This is a genomic window from Paenibacillus sp. D51F, from assembly GCF_053345695.1.
Genome location: NZ_JBKFAO010000014.1, coordinates 40,295 through 56,423 on the forward strand (window position 1 = coordinate 40,295; position 16,129 = coordinate 56,423).

Here is a 16,129-nt window from a genome sequence, read left to right on the forward strand (position 1 = left end):
GATAACGGCTTGGCAAGGGAACAACAATCCTGCTGAGCGGAGTGAATAGGAGAACCATTCGGATTGCCGCCGTTGCGGGAGCCGGATGGTTTTTTTCTATCCATCGGTTTTTCCTGGCATGAAAAAAAGGAGCTGTACGGAGCAGGATTGCCTGCTCTCGTACAGCTCCTTTGATAATAAGGCGGCTTGACCCTGTATCAGGGAACGAGGCTGCGGATGACGGTCATCTCGCCGTCCAGCTCGCAGCTGCCGAGAGTGGCCGGGAGCAGGAAGCATTCGCCGGCTTTGACAGCTTGCGATTGTCCTTCGCCCCAGGCAATGCTTCCTTGGCCTTCGGCAATGACGAGGATGACGAAGCTGTCGGCCGAGACAGCCAGCTGCCAGGATCCGCGGACGACGCCTTTGTCCACCAGGAAATAAGGGGATTCCGCGATCGTCAGCCAGCTGCCCGGCTGCGCGTCCTCCGTGCTCATGCGGGTCGCTCCGGCTCCTTCATAGGCGATGACGTTGAGGGAATCCTCGACATGCAGCTCGCGAAGCTGGCCGTCAAGCCCGGGGCGCTTGTAGTCGTAGAGGCGGTAGGTCGTATCCGAGTTCTGCTGGATCTCGGCGACGACGACGCCGGCGCACAGGGCGTGAACGGTTCCTGCCGGTATGTAAAAGGCGTCGCCCGCCTTGACCGTCACTTCCTGAAGAGCGTCCATGACGCGGTCCTCGTCGATGGCCTGCTGCAGTCCGGCACGGTCGATGCCTTCTTTGAGGCCGTAGATGATTTTGGCGCCCGGCTTGGCGTCGAGAATGTACCACATCTCGGTCTTGCCGAGCTCGCCGGCCGGGAGACGGTCGTAGCTGTCAGTTGGATGGACCTGCACGGACAGATCGTCATTGCAGTCGAGCAGCTTGATCAGCAGCGGGAAACGGCCGTTTTTCTCGGAGAAGCCCTTGCTGCCGAACCATTCCCGTCCGTACTGCTCGCGGATCTCGTCCAGGCCGAGCCCGTCCAGCGGCCCGCCGAGCACTTTGGTCGTGCCGTTCGGATGGTCGCCGATCATCCAGCCTTCGCCGATAGGGCCTTCCGGAAGTTCCAGGCCGAATTGCTCCAGCGCCCGTCCGCCCCATACGCGTTCTTTCATTTCCGGCTTGAATTGCAAAGGATAAGGGTTGACAGTCATCGTTCATCCGCTCCTGTTCTCTATCTGTTAAGTAGGATTCCTTGGGATCTATGAATGGACCGGGTTACTCGGGACGAGCTCCCGGCTGGAACAGCTCCAGAAGCTCACCGTCGGGACCGTAAAAGAAGAAGTATCGGGCTCCGTTCGGAAGCGTCGTCAGCTCGGTGTCCCGCAGCGGAATGCCCATCCGCTTGATGCGGGCGAATTCGGCTTCCACGTCATCGACGGTGAACGCGATGTGGTGGGTTTTGCCTTCTGCTGGAAGGCTGTCGTCATAGCCCTCGATCAGCTCCAGCTCCGTTTCCTCCGAGCCGGGGAATCTCAGGAAAGCCAGGCGGATCTTGCCGTCGCTGTGGGGAAGAGTGTACGTATGCTCCATTCCCAGCACTTGCTTGTAGAAGTCGATCGATGCTTCGAGCGATGCGGTCATGACGCCGACATGCTCCAGTTTGCGGATTGCCATCTTGTTCATCAGCCTCCTTAAGTTAGTTGCCGTTTCTCGATGCCGAGCGCATAAGGCGCCGAGTGCTTCTGCGCCATCCGGTACAGGACGGTTTGCGCGCGGGCGGACGGAAGAGCGGAAGCCCAGGCCAGGACGGCATCGGCTTCCGCCTCGCCGCCGGGATGGCCCGGATACAGCACGCAGGCGAGAATGCCTCCCGGACGAAGCAGCTCCATCGCCGCCTCCATGGCGGCAAGGGTGGAAGCGGGCTGCGTCGCGATGCTGCGGTCGGAGCCCTCGCCGGGCAGGTAGCCGAGATTGAACAGAACGGCGGCGATCCGGCCGCGATCCTCATCCGGTACTGCCATGCCCATCTCGGCATGGCTGCGCAGATGCAGGCTTGCCGCCGGCAGCTTGCCGCTGTCGCCGAGCGGAGCCAGCCGCTCCTCGGTCCGGCGGATGGCATCACCCTGAACATCGAAGCCGATGAGCTTGCCGCGAGGTCCGACCAGCTCCGCCAGGAAGCGGGCGTCCACTCCGCCGCCGAGCGTCGCGTCGATGACGGCGTCGCCAGGCTGCACTCTTTCCCGTACCCAGCCGTGGGCCGCGCTGATGACGGACAGGAAGCCCATCAGCTATTCGCCTCTTCGTGAAGCTGCGTGGAGAGAACTGGCGCCGAGCATGGCTCTGCGGCTTGCGCGGCAGCTTGCATCAGCTTCGCATAACGCGCCGAGTTCATCTTGCGGGCCGGCTTCGTGAGCGCCGGACCAACGGCTGCGGCCGCTGAGAGCGGCACCGCCGCTTCCGGCTGCCAAAGGCGGCCCTGCCAGGTGTCCCGGCGCTTCAGCTCGTCGTCGAAAGCGTTGAGCACCTCCCATTTCTTGAGGCTCCAGGTCGGCCCGATCAGCAGGTCGCGCGGAGCGTCTCCGGTCAGCCGGTGAACGATCATCTCCGGAGGGAGGAATTCCAGCGTGTCGACGACAAGATTGACGTACTCGTCCATCTCCAGGAACCGGAGAAGTCCGGCCTCGTGCTGCTTCACCATCGGCGTCTTGCGCATCAGGTGAAGGAGATGGATCTTGATTCCCTGCACGTCCATAGCGGCGACCGCGCGTCCGGTGGCGAGCATCATTTCATGGGTTTCCTGCGGAAGCCCGTAGATGATATGGGCGCATACACGGATTCCGCGCGCTCGCAGCCTCGCCACCGCATCGAGGTAGCAGGCCGTGTCGTGGGCGCGGTTGATGAGGTCGGAGGTCGATTCGTGGATCGTCTGCAGCCCCATCTCGACCCACAGGTAGGTACGCTCGTTCAGCTCGGCGAGGTAATCGACGACGTCATCCGGCAGGCAGTCCGGCCGGGTGGCGATCGATAGTCCGACAACGCCGGGCTGGGCGAGAATCGTCTCGTAATAGTCCCGCAGCTCCTCGACAGGCGCGTACGTGTTCGTATAGGCCTGGAAGTAGCCGATATAGCGGGCGTCCGGCCATTTCTTGTGCTGGCGGTCGCGGATGGCGGCGAACTGCACCTCCAGGTCGTCGCGGCGCTTGCCTGCGAAGTCGCCCGAGCCCCGCGCGCTGCAGAACGTGCAGCCGCCGGTGGCGATCGTGCCGTCGCGGTTCGGGCATGTGAAGCCGGCGTCGAGCATGACCTTGAAGATCTTGCCGCCGAAATGGTCTCTCATCTCGTAATTCCATGTATGGAACCGCTTGTCTCCCCATATCATCGGGGAAGGGGATTGCGGCGTCGAATGCAGTGGATCCATGCTTGCTCCTTCCTTGCTGTGCGCCGGAATCAGGCGGCTGAATAACACCGCCTTGCGCATACGTTCTATTTTAGATGAAATCTCTCGTGAAAGCCATGGTCCGGAAGTAATCCGGGCGCAAGGAAGAAGCTGGCAGAAAAGATTTTGAAAGCGTTTAATTTAGGCTTGCAATACCTTACATGATGTGTTAAATTGGAAAAGAAAGAAGCCAGTTAAATCAAGGGTTTTTCGGCTCTCCAATCCTACTTTAGCCCTGGTTTTCATAAGCGTCGGCCAATTAGGGAACGCTGTAAAAAAATCCATGAGGTGATGGAAATGAGCACAGTCAAAATTCCCCACGGGGACGACAAGGTCACGGTTGAGCTGACGGTCAAGGAACTGATGGCGCTGGCTGGAATCCGGTTCCACGGAGACCGCAGGCTCGGGATAGACGCGCGCAGGAAGCTGAATTCCGTTTTGTCCGAGACGTACGGGCTGGAGCAGCCGATTCCGTACCAATTGCTTAATTAAGCCGGCCTGTCCGGCAGATTGCAGAGCGGCACCAAGCCGGGTTTCCGGCACGGGAGCCGCTTTTATTTTTTGGAGCCGCCGTCTTTACAACGCTCGCCGGATTGGGCACAATAAGATAGTTCATAGAAGAGACAGTGGAGGATGGCATCGATCAATGCGTTTACGTGGAAGAAAAGGAATCCGGGAGGAGCTTGAGGCGCTCCCGCAGCTGGTCGTGCTGGACGCGTCCGGCCTCAAGGGCAAGTGGAAAGAGTTTTTCGGCAACGACAAGCCGATCCATATCGAGCTGGGAATGGGCAAGGGACGCTTCATCAGCCAGCACAGCGTGCTGAATCCCGAGGTCAACTATATCGGCGTCGACATGTATGACGAGCTGATCCGCAGAGCGGCGGAGAAGGCTCTGGAAGCCCGCGCCGAAGCGGGACAGGAAGGTTATCCGCCGAACCTGGCCTTGCTCCGGGCGAACATCGAAGGAATCGGAGAGATGTTCGCGCCCGGCGAAATCGAACGGATCTATCTGAATTTCAGCGATCCTTGGCCGAAAGCGAAGCATGCGCGCCGCCGCCTCACGCATCCGCGCTTCCTGGAGCAATACTCGAACATTCTGAACGAGTACGGGGAGATCCATCAGAAGACCGATTCGCGCCTTCTGTTCGAATTCTCGCTCAACAGCTATGCGGAGACCGAGCTGCAGCTGCGGAACATCTCCCTGGATCTCCATCGCGAAGAGGTCCGCGAAGACCTTGTTCTGACGGAGTACGAGGGCAAGTTCATCAAGCAGGGAATGCCGATCCACCGCTGCGAGGCCGTAGTCGGGGCCAAGGCGCTGGCCGCCTACCGCGAGGAGAAGCAGGCGAGGCGCAGCCGCGAAGCCGCCAAGGAACGCGAGGATGCCGAGAAAGCCAGGCAGAAGGCCGGCGTTCCGCTCGGAACCGGCAGCGAATAGCGATAGGGATCAGGGCAGGAAGTCCTGACCCAGGAGAAAAGGCTGTCCCTCCGGAATGCGTTCCGGAGGGACAGCCTTTGTTCGTTTGCTTGATCCGGCGCTCAGACGGAGCTGCCTATGAATACGACCGCCAGCATAGCGGTGAACGTGCCGAGCAGCGCGCCTGCCCCGACATCCGATGGATAATGGAGCCCGAGATACATTCTCGACCAGCCGACCGAGCAGGCGATGACAAGGCCGGCGAACAGGGCAAGCGGGAAGGCGGTTCCCGACGCTGCGGCATATAGCAAAGGGACCGTCCAGGCGAATATGGCTGTCGTATGTCCCGAAGGGAAGGATGAATCCTCCAGGGGGCTCTTGCCGGTACGGACCCCCTCGAGCGCCTGATAAGGCCGCAGCCTCTTCATCGTGCGCTTGACGAGCGCGACGGGCAGATGGCTCGCGATGACGGCGATCAGGCTCTGCACGCCGGCGAGCCTCCAAGAGCCCGAGCCCAGCAGAACGAGCAGGACGGAGGAGGCCAGCGTGAACGTGGCTCCGCCCAAATGGGTGACGGTCGACAGCCAGCGGCTGATGGCCGCATGCAGCCTGGCATCGGCAGGTCCGCGGTTGAGCCACAACAGCAGCCTCCGCTCCTTGGTCCGGAGCCATCCGATAATTTCGCCCATGCATTCGTCCTCCCCGAAAATGGCGTTATCCTATGATAACCTACACCGGCGCAAATGGAACAACCTCTGGTGTTATTTATCCTTTGCCTGGGCTTATTTTATCCTTCAATTGTTAGAAGAGGATTAAGAATTCTTAATGGAAGACGCTTTTGTGTCCCGGTCAAGGTTTTATTCTATTGTTGGGATGGTAATGATGGAGGAAGGTCCGGGCCGCGCAGGACTTGGGATCCCCGTTGTTTCCATGTTGTTCACAGCTTCGACAAGACCTGCGTCGCTTGTCCGGAACTTTTCCCGCATGACAGTCGTAGTTAAGGACGAAAGCATCAAAACGCCAGCAAACGCACGAGAATGGCGGTTAAGGCACGCAATTAAGGGTATCCTACCCGTTAGCGGCTGATGCAAGCGTTTTTCTTGTTTGTTTGGGGCGTTGGGAACGATTTTCTGCTTTTGACAAAGAGCAGGGAACCGTGGAAAATCAGAATGGTCATTTTACAAAAAGCAGACACAGACAAAAAAACTAAAAAGAGAAAATGAGCCCGAACGTACAGAGAGAATATTAAAATTGGGGTCTCAAGGGGGCAACACTCGTATGATCGCTAATTCCGTTATGATCGCTTTGCAGATTTTCCTTGCTTTTATCGGCGTGTACCAGTTCGTTCTGGCGCTGTTCGGCATCCGCAGGAAAAAGAACCGCGTCCAGCACAAGCCGCAAAAATCGTTTGCCGTCCTGGTTGCCGCGCACAACGAAGAGAAAGTCGTCGGCGCATTGATCGACAACTTGAAAAACCTGGAATACCCGGAAGAGCTTTACGATGTGTTCGTCATTTGCGACAACTGCACGGACGGCACCGCGGACATCGCCCGGAGCATGGGCGTCAATGCCTGCGAGCGCCGCAACAATCAGCTCAAGGGCAAAGGCTACGCCATCGAGTGGATGCTCAAGGAACTGTGGGCGATGCCGCGCCAGTATGATGCTGTCGTCATGTTCGATGCCGACAACCTGGTCAAAACGGACTTCCTGACGCATATGAACAACGATCTCGTCGAAGGCCATCAGGTCATCCAGGGCTATCTGGATACGAAAAACCCGGACGATTCGTGGGTTACAGCCTCGTACGGCATCACGTATTGGTATTGCAACCGCCTCTGGCAGCTGTCCCGTAAAAACCTCGGCATGGCCAACTTCCTCGGCGGAACAGGCATGACGTTCGACACCGCGCTGCTCAAAGAAATGGGATGGGGCGCCACCAGCCTCGTCGAGGACCTTGAGTTCTCCATGCGCTGCGTTCAGCGGGGCGTCCATCCGGTGCTCAACTACGATGCCAAGGTTTACGACGAAAAGCCGGTCAGCTTCAAGGCTTCGGCCCGCCAGCGCCTCCGCTGGATGCAGGGGCACTTCACGGTTGCCCGCCATTATTTCTTCCCGCTGCTCTGGGCGAGCATCAAGGAACGCAATTTCGTCAAGTTCGATGCGGCGCTCTATTCCATCTCTGCCTACACGACGTTCCTTGGTTTCGTCGGCACGGCGATGATCTGGATCGACAACATCATTCCGGCTGACAATGTCTTTACTTCGATTTACGCGTATCTGCCTGTCTGGGCGGCTGGAGCCGCATTCCTCGCGGCTGCGGTGATGTTCCCGCTCGTCATGGCTCTGGAAGGCATCAAATCCGGCAAGATGTATGCCCATCTCGTCTCCATGATCTTCTTCCAGCTGAGCTGGCTGCCGATTACGTTCTATGCGTTCTTCACGCAGAACAACAAGCAGTGGAGCCATACGCAGCATACGCGCGTCATCCGTCTGGAAGAAGTGCAGAGCAAGCAGGCTTCCTGATTGTCCGGCGCTGCCTTTCATGCAATGGGAATGATGGTTGACATGCATTGTCGGGCATGATATAGTAGTCAAAGTTGTTTTCCAATATCTTTCGCATAAGCAGAAGCACCCGCTTCTCACCTGACCGATTGCTGTCGGCTGGTCGGCGATACCTGTAGCCGGATGGCTCTCCTTGCGAGAAGCGCATCCGCCCATACGGAGTGTCAAGCGGGTCCGATCTGTCGGATCCGCTTTTTATTATGGTTGAAGGCATCATTGGAACCAATCCCATTCGGAGGTGGACGATTATTAGCAGAGATCATCAAATTAATGACGATATCCGGGCACGTGAAGTACGCCTGGTCGGTCCCGAGAGCGAGCAGCTCGGCATCAAGCCGCTCCGCGAAGCCCTGCAGATGGCCATCGACGCCAACATGGACCTCGTCAACGTAGCCCCGCAGGCCAAGCCTCCGGTATGCCGGATCATGGACTATGGCAAGTTCCGTTACGAGCAGCAGAAGAAGGACAAGGAAGCCCGCAAAAACCAGAAGACGGTTGATCTGAAGGAAGTGTGGTTCCGCTCCAATATCGACGAGCACGATTATCAGACCAAGCTGCGCAACGTCATCAAATTCCTCGGCGAAGGCGACAAGGTCAAAGCCTCGGTCCGCTTCCGCGGCCGCGAGATCGCGCATGCCGACGTCGGTCAGCGCATCCTGGAGCGTCTGCTCAAGGAAGTCAACGACATCGTCAACGTCGAACGTGTGCCGAAACTGGAAGGACGCAGCATGATCATGATTTTGGCACCTAAGAACACCAACTAAGCTAGATTAATTCAAGGAGGATATCGACATGCCAAAGATGAAGACTCACAGCAGTCTGAAAGACCGCTTCAAAATTACGGGAACCGGCAAAGTTAAACGCTACAAAGCGTACCGCAACCACCTTCTTTCCCACAAATCCGGCCGTGCGAAGCGCGTTCTGGCTACCCAGCCGAACATGGCGGCGGGCGACATTCGTCGTCTGGCTCAAGGCCTCGCTCAACTGAAATAGTCCAATTTTCCCGTATTATTGATATTAGAACTTACAGGAGGGTTTCATCATGGCAAGAGTAAAAGGTGGATTCGTTCGCGCCCGTCGCCGCAAACGGATTCTGAAGCTCGCAAAAGGTTACTTCGGTTCCAAGCACCGTCTATTTAAAACAGCAAAGGAGCAGGTCGGCAAATCCCTGCTTTACGCTTACCGCGACCGTCGCCAAGTAAAACGCGACTTCCGCAAGCTGTGGATCGTGCGCATCAACGCTGCTGCGCGTCTTAACGGCCTTTCCTACAGCAAATTCATGTTCGGCCTGAAGCAAGCCGGCGTCGAAGTGAACCGCAAGGTTCTTGCCGATCTGGCCGTGAACGACATCGGTTCGTTCAACAGCCTGGCTGACGTTGCCAAGCAAAAGCTGAACGCTTAATATAAAGAGCCGGTTGTCCGGGATGCGAATCCCAGGCGGCCGGCTCTTTTTTGTTTCATCCTCCTGCTGTCATCCAGGCTTTGTTGTCCCGGCTCCGAGCAGAGAAAGGAGAAGCCGGGCGCATGGCCGGCAGCAGGACGTTCCACGAATTTGCCTGGGACATAGACATCTGTACAGGCGTCGGGCCCCTTTCCTGAATAAGCTGAAAGGAACGGGAAAGGAGGAATAGCGTTGTCTGCGATTTCCAAGGAACAAGTACGCGCCCTGGTGGGCAAAGAAGTATATGTCATGCGCAAGGACGGAACCGTCGCCAGCGGAAAGCTGGAAAAATTCGCGAATGATCGGCTGTACATCCGCCCCGTAGAGTCTGAACAGAAAGCAGCTACGAGGGCGTTCATTCTCCCTCTCGTCCTGTTCGACCTGCTCGCGATTGGAACCATTCCCTTCGCGGGGGGAGGGTTCGGAGGCGGATTCGGTCCCGGTCCGTACGGTCCGTACGGTCCCGGCGGTCCTGGTCCGTACGGTCCTTATGGCCCCGGCCCGGGGCCATACGGTCCTTACGGCCCCGGGCCGGGGCCGTACGGCGGCAAAGGATTCTTCTAAGCGCTGTGCTGCCTCGGCCTGCCGGTGCAAGGACTATAGCGGCTTAAGCAGCTCGGTCACCTTGTAGCTCTCATAATGGCGCACCGGTTCGTACCCCATGCGTTCGTAGAACCGGCGCGCCTTATCATTGGCGTCGTCCACGAAGAGGAGGGCGAGGACACATCCCTCGGCAGCTCCCGCGGCCTCGGCTTGCTTCATCAGGCTGCCGCCGATTCCGGCATTCCGGCAGTCTCGATGGACAGCCAGCATGTCGATATGGACAATGCCCTGAAGGAACTCGTAGTGGACGAATCCCGCAGGCCCGCCTCTCTTGCCGGCGGCGGCGACGATGGTCTTCCCATCGCGGAATCGTCCGGGCAAGGAACGGATGACGGTCGGATCGTCTGTCTCGGTACTGTAGGATAGGGGCAGCAATTCCATGCGGATCAGGCGGACAAGCCCATCGAGATCTTTGCGCTCGTTCATCGGGCGGTAGTGGATGGAGGTTTTCACGCAAGCCGTCTTCCCTTCTGGCTGGACGAGGCTGGATGGCGCAGGTGGTCGAAACCCGGCTTCCGCAACCTTATTCTATGCAGAGGCCTCTGCGGTTGCGAAACAGCTTCCGGAGGAGCCTTGTACATAACTTTTCTTGTTCGTGCGTACACTTGGTATTGACGGATGGTAATGACAGACCTATAATAAGTCTCAAGCTTATACCCGATCGGCTATGATGAGGACGAAGTGTTAAGGGCCCTACTGTACAGAGAGCGACGGATCCCGCTGCAACCGCCGCCAGCATCCCTTTCCAACGAGCTCACCTCGGAGCTGTTTTCCTGAAAAGACACCGGTCTTAGTAGGGAGAATCGCATGGCATGCGTTAAAATGCCGAAGTAGAATCGTCAGGCGTGCACGCCCTTTTCTACTTCATGAGGCTCCGCATTGCGAAATGCGGCAGCAAACCTGGGTGGTACCACGGAAGATACAGTCTTTCGTCCCTATGCTTCGGCATAGCGGGCGAAAGACTTTTTTGTTTTCCGCGAGGCGTTCACCGTCAAAACGGGCGGCGCAACGCATATGCTTGCGTCATTGGACTTGAAAGGAGACGAAGGCGGATCGTCGACACCGCCGCCGTCATTCACGAAGGGAGGAACACATGATGGCTATGCAGGGCGAGGCTCTGAAATCCAAGGAAGAAATCATGGAAAAAATGAGGAAGCCGGAAGTGATCAGCGGCTCCGAAATTCTCCTCCGCAGCCTGGTGCTCGAAGGCGTGGAATGTGTATTCGGTTATCCCGGCGGCGCGGTATTGTATATCTACGACGCCATGCACGGGTTCTCGGATTTCCACCATGTGCTTACTCGGCACGAGCAGGGAGCGATCCATGCTGCCGACGGTTATGCGAGGGCATCCGGCAAGGTCGGGGTGTGCATCGCGACTTCGGGACCGGGGGCGACGAACCTCGTCACCGGCATCGCGACAGCTTACATGGACAGCGTGCCGCTCGTCGTCATCACGGGCAACGTAGCGACCAATCTCATCGGCACGGACGCTTTCCAGGAAGCGGACATCACGGGAATCACGATGCCGATCACGAAGCACAGCTTCCTGGTACGGACGGCCGAAGAGCTGCCGCGTGTCATTCACGAAGCGTTCCACATCGCGAACACGGGCCGCAAAGGGCCGGTGCTGATCGATATCCCGAAGGATGTGTCAGCAGCGATGACCATGTTCGAGCCGGCGAGCGGCGAGGTCAGCCTGAGAGGCTACAACCCCAATACGACGCCTCGCAAGCCTCAGCTCGACAAGCTCGCGAAGGCGATCGGCGAAGCGGAGCGTCCGCTCATCCTGGCAGGCGGCGGAGTGGTCTATTCCGGAGGGCATGAAGAGCTGCTGGAGTTCGTCACGAAGACCGGCATCCCGGTCACGACGACGCTCCTGGGCCTCGGCGGATTCCCGAGCGGGAACGACCTGTGGGTCGGCATGCCGGGCATGCACGGAGCCTATGCTTCGAACAAGGCCATTCAGGAAAGCGATCTGCTGATCAATATCGGCGCGCGCTTCGATGACCGGGTGACGATGAAGCTGGACGGCTTTGCGCCGAAGGCCAAAATCGTCCACATCGACATCGACCCGGCCGAGATCGGCAAAAACGTGCCGACCGACATTCCGATTGTCGGCGATGTGAAAATCACGCTTGGCCTGCTCAACGATGAAGTCGGCTATGCCGCCAAGGCGGATGCATGGAGGGCTCAGATCCAGGCTTGGAAAACGGAGCAGCCGCTCCGCTACCAGGATTCCGACATCGAGCTCAAGCCGCAATGGGTCATCAGCATGATCCACGATACGACGAACGGCGACGCGATCGTGACGACCGACGTCGGCCAACATCAAATGTGGGCAGCGCAGTATTACCGTTTCAACAAGCCTCGTTCCTGGGTCACCTCGGGAGGTCTCGGCACGATGGGCTTCGGATTCCCTTCCGCGATCGGCGCCCAGATGGCCAATCCCGACCGTGTGGTCGTCAGCATCAACGGAGACGGCGGCATGCAGATGTGCGCTCAGGAGCTCGCGATCTGCGCCATCAACAACATTCCGGTCAAGGTTGCCATCATCAACAATCAGGTGCTTGGAATGGTCCGCCAGTGGCAAGAGATTCTCTACGACAACCGGTACAGCCATATCGACCTTGCCGGCAGCCCGGACTTTGTCAAGCTGGCCGATGCATACGGAGTCAAAGGCTTCAGGGCTTCCAACAAGGAAGAAGCCGAAGCGGCCTGGAAAGAAGCGCTCGCGCATCCCGGTCCTGCAGTCGTGGAATTCGTTGTCCGCAAGCATGAGAATGTATTCCCGATGGTAACCCAGGGCAACACCATTGACGTCATGCTCATGGGGGATGAAGAATGAACCGCAAATACACCATCGCCGTACTCGTCAACAACCAGCCTGGAGTCCTGCAGCGCGTATCCGGATTGTTCGGACGCCGCGGCTTCAATATCGAAAGCATTACGGTAGGCGCAAGCGAAGAGCCGGGACTGTCCCGCATGGTCATCGTCACCGGCGGAGACGACAAGCTGCTCGAGCAGGTATCCAAGCAGCTCTACAAGCTGATCGACGTCATCAAGGTCGTCGATGTGAGCTCCAATCCGATGGTTGAGCGGGAGCTGGCCTTGATCAAGGTCACCGCCGAGCCGTCCGCGAGACCGGAAATTCTCGGAGTGGTCGAGACATTCCGCGCTGCGGTCGTGGATATCGGACCGAGCACTCTCATCGTTCAAGCCGTCGGGGGACCCGACAAGATCGACGCGATGATCGAGCTGCTGCGCCCCTACGGCATCCGCGAGCTCAGCCGCACCGGCGTAACCGCAATGAATCGCGGAGCTGTCAGATCATAGTTTGAATTTTTTGATAAGTTCGACAATGAACCTATAATGCTATAACTTTTACCTATAAAGCCCGCTTTGAGCGGGAGTTTAGGGAGATCGACGACAAAGCATGTTCTGGCCCCTGCAACAGAGAGAACCTAAGACACAGCATGAACTAGCTTTAGCAAAAGCCAGCTTTAATGCGTCATCTCTTTAAACACCCGCTCAAAGGGGTTTCAATCCAAAGGAGGCATCATCTCATCATGGCGGTTAAATTATTCTACGAAAACGACGCGGACCTCAGTGTTCTGCAAGGAAAAACGGTAGCAGTAATCGGATACGGCAGCCAAGGTCACGCTCAGGCCCAGAACCTGCGCGACAGCGGCGTCAAGGTCGTAATCGGCCTGCGCGAAGGCAAATCCGCCGACAAAGCCCGCAATGACGGCTTCGAAGTCGTACCCGTGGCTGACGCGACCCGCAAGGCGGACGTTGTCCAAATCCTGATGCCGGACGAAACGCAAGCCCAGGTTTACAACGACGAGATCGCTCCCAACCTCAAAAAAGGCGCGGCTCTGATGTTCTCCCACGGCTTCAACGTCCACTTCGGCCAAATCGTGCCGAGCAAGGACACCGACGTGCTGCTCGTCGCTCCTAAATCCCCGGGCCACATGGTTCGCCGGACGTACGTGGAAGGCTTCGGCGTTCCCGGACTCATCGCCGTCGAGCAAGACGCTACGGGCAACGCTCAAGCCATCGGCCTCGCTTACGCGAAGGGCATCGGCTGCACGCGCGCCGGAGTATTCGAGACTTCCTTCCGCGAAGAGACCGAGACCGACCTGTTCGGCGAGCAGGCCGTTCTCTGCGGCGGTACTTCCGCCCTGGTCAAAGCCGGATTCGAAACGCTGGTTGAAGCCGGCTACGCACCCGAGATGGCTTACTTCGAGTGTCTCCACGAGCTGAAGCTGATCGTCGACCTGATGTATGAAGGCGGCCTTGCGTCCATGCGCGATTCCATCTCCAACACGGCCGAATACGGCGACTACGTCACCGGACCCCGCATCGTGACCGACGAGACGAAAAAAGCGATGAAGGAAGTTCTTTCCGACATCCAGCAAGGCAAATTCGCACGCGACTTCATCCTTGAGAACAAATCCGGGCGCGCGATGCTGACGGCTACCCGCCGCAACGAATCGGAGCATGCGATCGAGAAGACAGGCGCGCAGCTCCGCGAGCTGATGCACTGGATCAAGAAGTAAGGAACGAGTATCAGAAGCGCCTCGCCCAGCGCAGGCGCATCCATAGAATCGGACTTGTCCGCTTCGCACAGGCCGCGCGCTTCTTCCCCAAGGAAAGAGGCGCGTTCGCCTCTTAAAAGGAATAAGTCCGCATATACTCAAGAAACGGAGGTGCCGGCGTGCGCAAAATCTATATTTTCGATACGACGCTTCGCGATGGCGAGCAGTCGCCTGGAGTCAACCTGAATACCAAGGAAAAGGTGGAAATCGCCCTTCAGCTCGAAAAGCTGGGCGTGGACCGCATCGAGGCGGGTTTTCCGGCCGCGTCGCCAGGGGATCTGGCCGCCGTGCAGGCCGTGGCCGCAGCAGTCAGGCAGGCAACGGTCATCGGCCTTGCCCGCGCGGTGGAAAAGGATATCGACGCTGCCTGGGAAGCTCTCAAGGACGCGGCCGACCCTTGCATCCATATCTTCCTTGCGACCTCGCCGATCCACCGGAAGCATAAGCTGAAGATGGAGAAGGAGCAGGTGCTGGCAGCGGCGGACAAAGCGATCCGCTACGCGAAGCAGCGCTTCTCCAAGATTGAATTTTCGCCGGAGGATGCGGGCCGCACGGAGCTGGACTTCCTGTGCGAAGTGACCGAGATGGCGATCAAGGCGGGCGCTACCGTCGTGAACATTCCCGATACGGTCGGGTATATGACTCCTGCCGAGTTTGGCAATATCTTCAAGACGCTGAAGGAAACCGTACCTGGCATCGACGGCATCCAGCTCAGCGCCCACTGCCATGACGATCTCGGCATGGCGACGGCGAACGCTCTGGCTGCCATCCTGAATGGAGCCGACCAGATCGAGGGCACGATCAACGGCATCGGCGAGCGCGCCGGCAACACGGCGATCGAAGAGGTCGCGCTGGCGCTGGAGACGAGAGCGGCGCTGTTCGGCGCCAAGACCGGGCTGCAGCTCAAGGAAATCGCGCGCACCAGCCGTCTGGTCAGCAAGCTGACCGGCATGGTCGTTCCGGGCAACAAGGCGATCGTCGGAGCGAATGCTTTCGCGCATGAGTCGGGCATCCATCAGGACGGCATGCTGAAGGAGAAGACGACGTACGAGATTATTTCTCCGGATACGATCGGCGTGAAGGAATCGAAGCTCGTCATGGGCAAGCACTCCGGCCGCCATGCGTTCCGGGAGAAGCTGATCGATCTCGGCTACGAGCTGGAGGACGAAGCCTTGAATGCGGCCTTCGCCAAGTTCAAGGACCTCGCCGACCGCAAGAAGAACGTGACGGACGAGGATCTGCTGGCGATGCTCGAGGAGAAGCTGGTCGATACGCCGGAGATCTATGCCCTGGAGACGGTGGAGGTCCACTACGGCAACCGCTCTACGCCGAAGGGCACGGTCTCGATCAAGGTCGAGGAGCAGGGCGTGCAGACGCGCACGGCGGAGGGCAACGGCTCCGTCGACGCGCTGTTCAACGCGATCGACCTCTTGACCGGAGAATCGGTCGAGCTGGAGGACTACTCCATCAAGTCGGTTACCCATGGCAAGGACGCGCTCGGTGAAGTTCATGTCGTGCTGCTGCAGGATGGCGTGTCTGCCCAAGGGCGCGGAGTAAGCACGGATATTCTTGAAGCGAGCGCGCGCGCTTACGTGGATGCGCTGAACCGCCTTATCGAGAAACGCAAGGCGCCGGGCCGCCGCGACCGGATGAGCCTGATCTGACGTTTGCTGAACGGCAATTAGGCAATTAGGCAAATAGCGCCTGCCCATCGGGGCAGGCGCTATTTTTGCTCGTGGCTTCAGAAGCTTTTTTGAAAAGAAGCCGTCAGCTGCTTTTGAAAATAAGCTCTCAGCTGCTTTTGTCCGCTTTCACCTTCGCGTAGACGCACATATCCCGCCATTCGCTCCTGTCCGCCGACAGCACGCTTTGCTGCAGGATGCCTTCGAGGCGGAAGCCGAGCTTCTTCGGAACCGCCCGGCTCCGCGCATTGAGTCTGTCGCAGCGGATCTCGAGGCGCCGGGCTTCCAGGTGGAGGAAGGCGAAGCCGCATATGGCGGCTACCGCTTCGGTCACGAACCCATTGCCGGCGCGGCGGCTGGCCGATCCTATAGGTTATGCCTATCAAGCCGATAGCTATCATATCTTGGAGCCTAATAGCGCGATGTGGT

Annotated in this window: 18 protein-coding genes; 11 read left to right on the top strand and 7 right to left on the bottom strand. The window is 58.4% G+C overall.

Going from position 1 to position 16,129, the window contains the following annotated elements; all coding sequences use genetic code 11:
* Positions 1-197 precede the first annotated feature (197 nt).
* From ACLBWT_RS20065 to ACLBWT_RS20080, 4 genes are all read right to left on the bottom strand, one after another.
* A complete protein-coding gene (locus ACLBWT_RS20065; protein WP_447664903.1) occupies positions 198-1,172 on the bottom strand; it encodes a type I phosphomannose isomerase catalytic subunit in 975 nt (324 codons plus the stop codon).
* Positions 1,173-1,236: 64 nt separating this feature from the next.
* A complete protein-coding gene (locus tag ACLBWT_RS20070; protein WP_447664904.1) occupies positions 1,237-1,635 on the bottom strand; it encodes a VOC family protein in 399 nt (132 codons plus the stop codon).
* Positions 1,636-1,652: 17 nt separating this feature from the next.
* Positions 1,653-2,246 carry a class I SAM-dependent methyltransferase gene (locus tag ACLBWT_RS20075; protein WP_447664905.1) on the bottom strand — a complete coding sequence of 198 codons (594 nt, stop codon included), beginning with the start codon at positions 2,244-2,246 and terminating at the stop codon, positions 1,653-1,655.
* Positions 2,246-3,379 (bottom strand): TIGR01212 family radical SAM protein, encoded by a 1,134-nt coding sequence (locus ACLBWT_RS20080; RefSeq protein WP_447664907.1) that lies wholly within the window; start codon positions 3,377-3,379, stop codon positions 2,246-2,248. Before ACLBWT_RS20080 ends, ACLBWT_RS20075 begins: the two co-directional genes overlap by 1 nt.
* A 315-nt stretch (positions 3,380-3,694) precedes the next feature.
* On the opposite strand from ACLBWT_RS20080, the gene ACLBWT_RS20085 reads away from it, so the two are divergent.
* Together ACLBWT_RS20085 and trmB are read left to right on the top strand one after the other, a co-directional pair.
* Positions 3,695-3,889 carry a hypothetical protein gene (locus ACLBWT_RS20085; RefSeq protein WP_447664908.1) on the top strand — a complete coding sequence of 65 codons (195 nt, stop codon included), beginning with the start codon at positions 3,695-3,697 and terminating at the stop codon, positions 3,887-3,889.
* Between the two features lie 154 nt (positions 3,890-4,043).
* Positions 4,044-4,835 (top strand): tRNA (guanosine(46)-N7)-methyltransferase TrmB, encoded by a 792-nt coding sequence (gene trmB / locus ACLBWT_RS20090; protein WP_447664909.1) that lies wholly within the window; start codon positions 4,044-4,046, stop codon positions 4,833-4,835.
* Between the two features lie 101 nt (positions 4,836-4,936).
* Here trmB and ACLBWT_RS20095 read toward each other — a convergent pair whose 3' ends face one another.
* Positions 4,937-5,503: a phosphatase PAP2 family protein gene (locus ACLBWT_RS20095; protein WP_447664910.1), complete on the bottom strand. Its 567-nt coding sequence runs from the start codon at positions 5,501-5,503 to the stop codon at positions 4,937-4,939.
* Between the two features lie 589 nt (positions 5,504-6,092).
* Between ACLBWT_RS20095 and ACLBWT_RS20100 the strand changes: the two genes are divergently transcribed.
* From ACLBWT_RS20100 to ACLBWT_RS20120, 5 genes are all read left to right on the top strand, one after another.
* Positions 6,093-7,337: a glycosyltransferase family 2 protein gene (locus tag ACLBWT_RS20100; protein ID WP_447664912.1), complete on the top strand. Its 1,245-nt coding sequence runs from the start codon at positions 6,093-6,095 to the stop codon at positions 7,335-7,337.
* Between the two features lie 239 nt (positions 7,338-7,576).
* Positions 7,577-8,140, top strand: a complete 564-nt coding sequence (gene infC / locus ACLBWT_RS20105; protein ID WP_083436217.1) for a translation initiation factor IF-3 — start codon at positions 7,577-7,579, stop codon at positions 8,138-8,140.
* Positions 8,141-8,168: 28 nt separating this feature from the next.
* Entirely contained in the window at positions 8,169-8,369 is a 201-nt protein-coding gene (gene rpmI / locus ACLBWT_RS20110) for a 50S ribosomal protein L35 (RefSeq protein ID WP_021881591.1), read from the top strand.
* A 49-nt stretch (positions 8,370-8,418) separates the two neighbouring features.
* On the top strand, positions 8,419-8,778 hold the full coding sequence (rplT, locus tag ACLBWT_RS20115; RefSeq protein WP_048744710.1) for a 50S ribosomal protein L20: 360 nt from the start codon (positions 8,419-8,421) through the stop codon (positions 8,776-8,778).
* Between the two features lie 288 nt (positions 8,779-9,066).
* Positions 9,067-9,381 carry a hypothetical protein gene (locus tag ACLBWT_RS20120; protein ID WP_447664949.1) on the top strand — a complete coding sequence of 105 codons (315 nt, stop codon included), beginning with the start codon at positions 9,067-9,069 and terminating at the stop codon, positions 9,379-9,381.
* Positions 9,382-9,414: 33 nt separating this feature from the next.
* Here ACLBWT_RS20120 and ACLBWT_RS20125 read toward each other — a convergent pair whose 3' ends face one another.
* Positions 9,415-9,873, bottom strand: a complete 459-nt coding sequence (locus tag ACLBWT_RS20125) for a GNAT family N-acetyltransferase (protein WP_447664913.1) — start codon at positions 9,871-9,873, stop codon at positions 9,415-9,417.
* Between the two features lie 643 nt (positions 9,874-10,516).
* Here ACLBWT_RS20125 and ilvB point away from each other — a divergent pair.
* From ilvB to ACLBWT_RS20145, 4 genes are all read left to right on the top strand, one after another.
* The gene (gene ilvB / locus ACLBWT_RS20130) at positions 10,517-12,265 is read left to right on the top strand and encodes a biosynthetic-type acetolactate synthase large subunit (RefSeq protein ID WP_447664950.1); all 1,749 of its coding nucleotides are present in this window, start codon (positions 10,517-10,519) and stop codon (positions 12,263-12,265) included.
* A complete protein-coding gene (gene ilvN, locus ACLBWT_RS20135; RefSeq protein ID WP_447664914.1) occupies positions 12,262-12,753 on the top strand; it encodes an acetolactate synthase small subunit in 492 nt (163 codons plus the stop codon). The genes ilvB and ilvN overlap by 4 nt, the downstream gene beginning before the upstream one ends.
* A gap of 233 nt (positions 12,754-12,986) precedes the next feature.
* Positions 12,987-13,979 carry a ketol-acid reductoisomerase gene (ilvC, locus tag ACLBWT_RS20140; RefSeq protein WP_447664915.1) on the top strand — a complete coding sequence of 331 codons (993 nt, stop codon included), beginning with the start codon at positions 12,987-12,989 and terminating at the stop codon, positions 13,977-13,979.
* 158 nt (positions 13,980-14,137) lie between these two features.
* Entirely contained in the window at positions 14,138-15,682 is a 1,545-nt protein-coding gene (locus ACLBWT_RS20145; RefSeq protein ID WP_447664916.1) for a 2-isopropylmalate synthase, read from the top strand.
* A gap of 127 nt (positions 15,683-15,809) precedes the next feature.
* Here ACLBWT_RS20145 and ACLBWT_RS20150 read toward each other — a convergent pair whose 3' ends face one another.
* A complete protein-coding gene (locus ACLBWT_RS20150; protein WP_447664951.1) occupies positions 15,810-16,070 on the bottom strand; it encodes a GNAT family N-acetyltransferase in 261 nt (86 codons plus the stop codon).
* Positions 16,071-16,129 lie beyond the last annotated feature (59 nt).

Excerpts from the sequence above, each read along its gene's own strand:
- ACLBWT_RS20065 (WP_447664903.1), bottom strand. The coding sequence starts at position 1,172 with ATGACTGTCAACCCTTATCCTTTGCAATTCAAGCCGGAAATGAAAGAA.
- ACLBWT_RS20070 (WP_447664904.1), bottom strand. The coding sequence starts at position 1,635 with ATGGCAATCCGCAAACTGGAGCATGTCGGCGTCATGACCGCATCGCTC.
- ACLBWT_RS20075 (WP_447664905.1), bottom strand. The coding sequence starts at position 2,246 with ATGGGCTTCCTGTCCGTCATCAGCGCGGCCCACGGCTGGGTACGGGAA.
- ACLBWT_RS20080 (WP_447664907.1), bottom strand. The coding sequence starts at position 3,379 with ATGGATCCACTGCATTCGACGCCGCAATCCCCTTCCCCGATGATATGG.
- ACLBWT_RS20085 (WP_447664908.1), top strand. The coding sequence starts at position 3,695 with ATGAGCACAGTCAAAATTCCCCACGGGGACGACAAGGTCACGGTTGAG.
- trmB (WP_447664909.1), top strand. The coding sequence starts at position 4,044 with ATGCGTTTACGTGGAAGAAAAGGAATCCGGGAGGAGCTTGAGGCGCTC.
- ACLBWT_RS20095 (WP_447664910.1), bottom strand. The coding sequence starts at position 5,503 with ATGGGCGAAATTATCGGATGGCTCCGGACCAAGGAGCGGAGGCTGCTG.
- ACLBWT_RS20100 (WP_447664912.1), top strand. The coding sequence starts at position 6,093 with ATGATCGCTAATTCCGTTATGATCGCTTTGCAGATTTTCCTTGCTTTT.
- infC (WP_083436217.1), top strand. The coding sequence starts at position 7,577 with ATGGTTGAAGGCATCATTGGAACCAATCCCATTCGGAGGTGGACGATT.
- rpmI (WP_021881591.1), top strand. The coding sequence starts at position 8,169 with ATGCCAAAGATGAAGACTCACAGCAGTCTGAAAGACCGCTTCAAAATT.
- rplT (WP_048744710.1), top strand. The coding sequence starts at position 8,419 with ATGGCAAGAGTAAAAGGTGGATTCGTTCGCGCCCGTCGCCGCAAACGG.
- ACLBWT_RS20120 (WP_447664949.1), top strand. The coding sequence starts at position 9,067 with ATGCGCAAGGACGGAACCGTCGCCAGCGGAAAGCTGGAAAAATTCGCG.
- ilvB (WP_447664950.1), top strand. The coding sequence starts at position 10,517 with ATGGCTATGCAGGGCGAGGCTCTGAAATCCAAGGAAGAAATCATGGAA.
- ilvN (WP_447664914.1), top strand. The coding sequence starts at position 12,262 with ATGAACCGCAAATACACCATCGCCGTACTCGTCAACAACCAGCCTGGA.
- ilvC (WP_447664915.1), top strand. The coding sequence starts at position 12,987 with ATGGCGGTTAAATTATTCTACGAAAACGACGCGGACCTCAGTGTTCTG.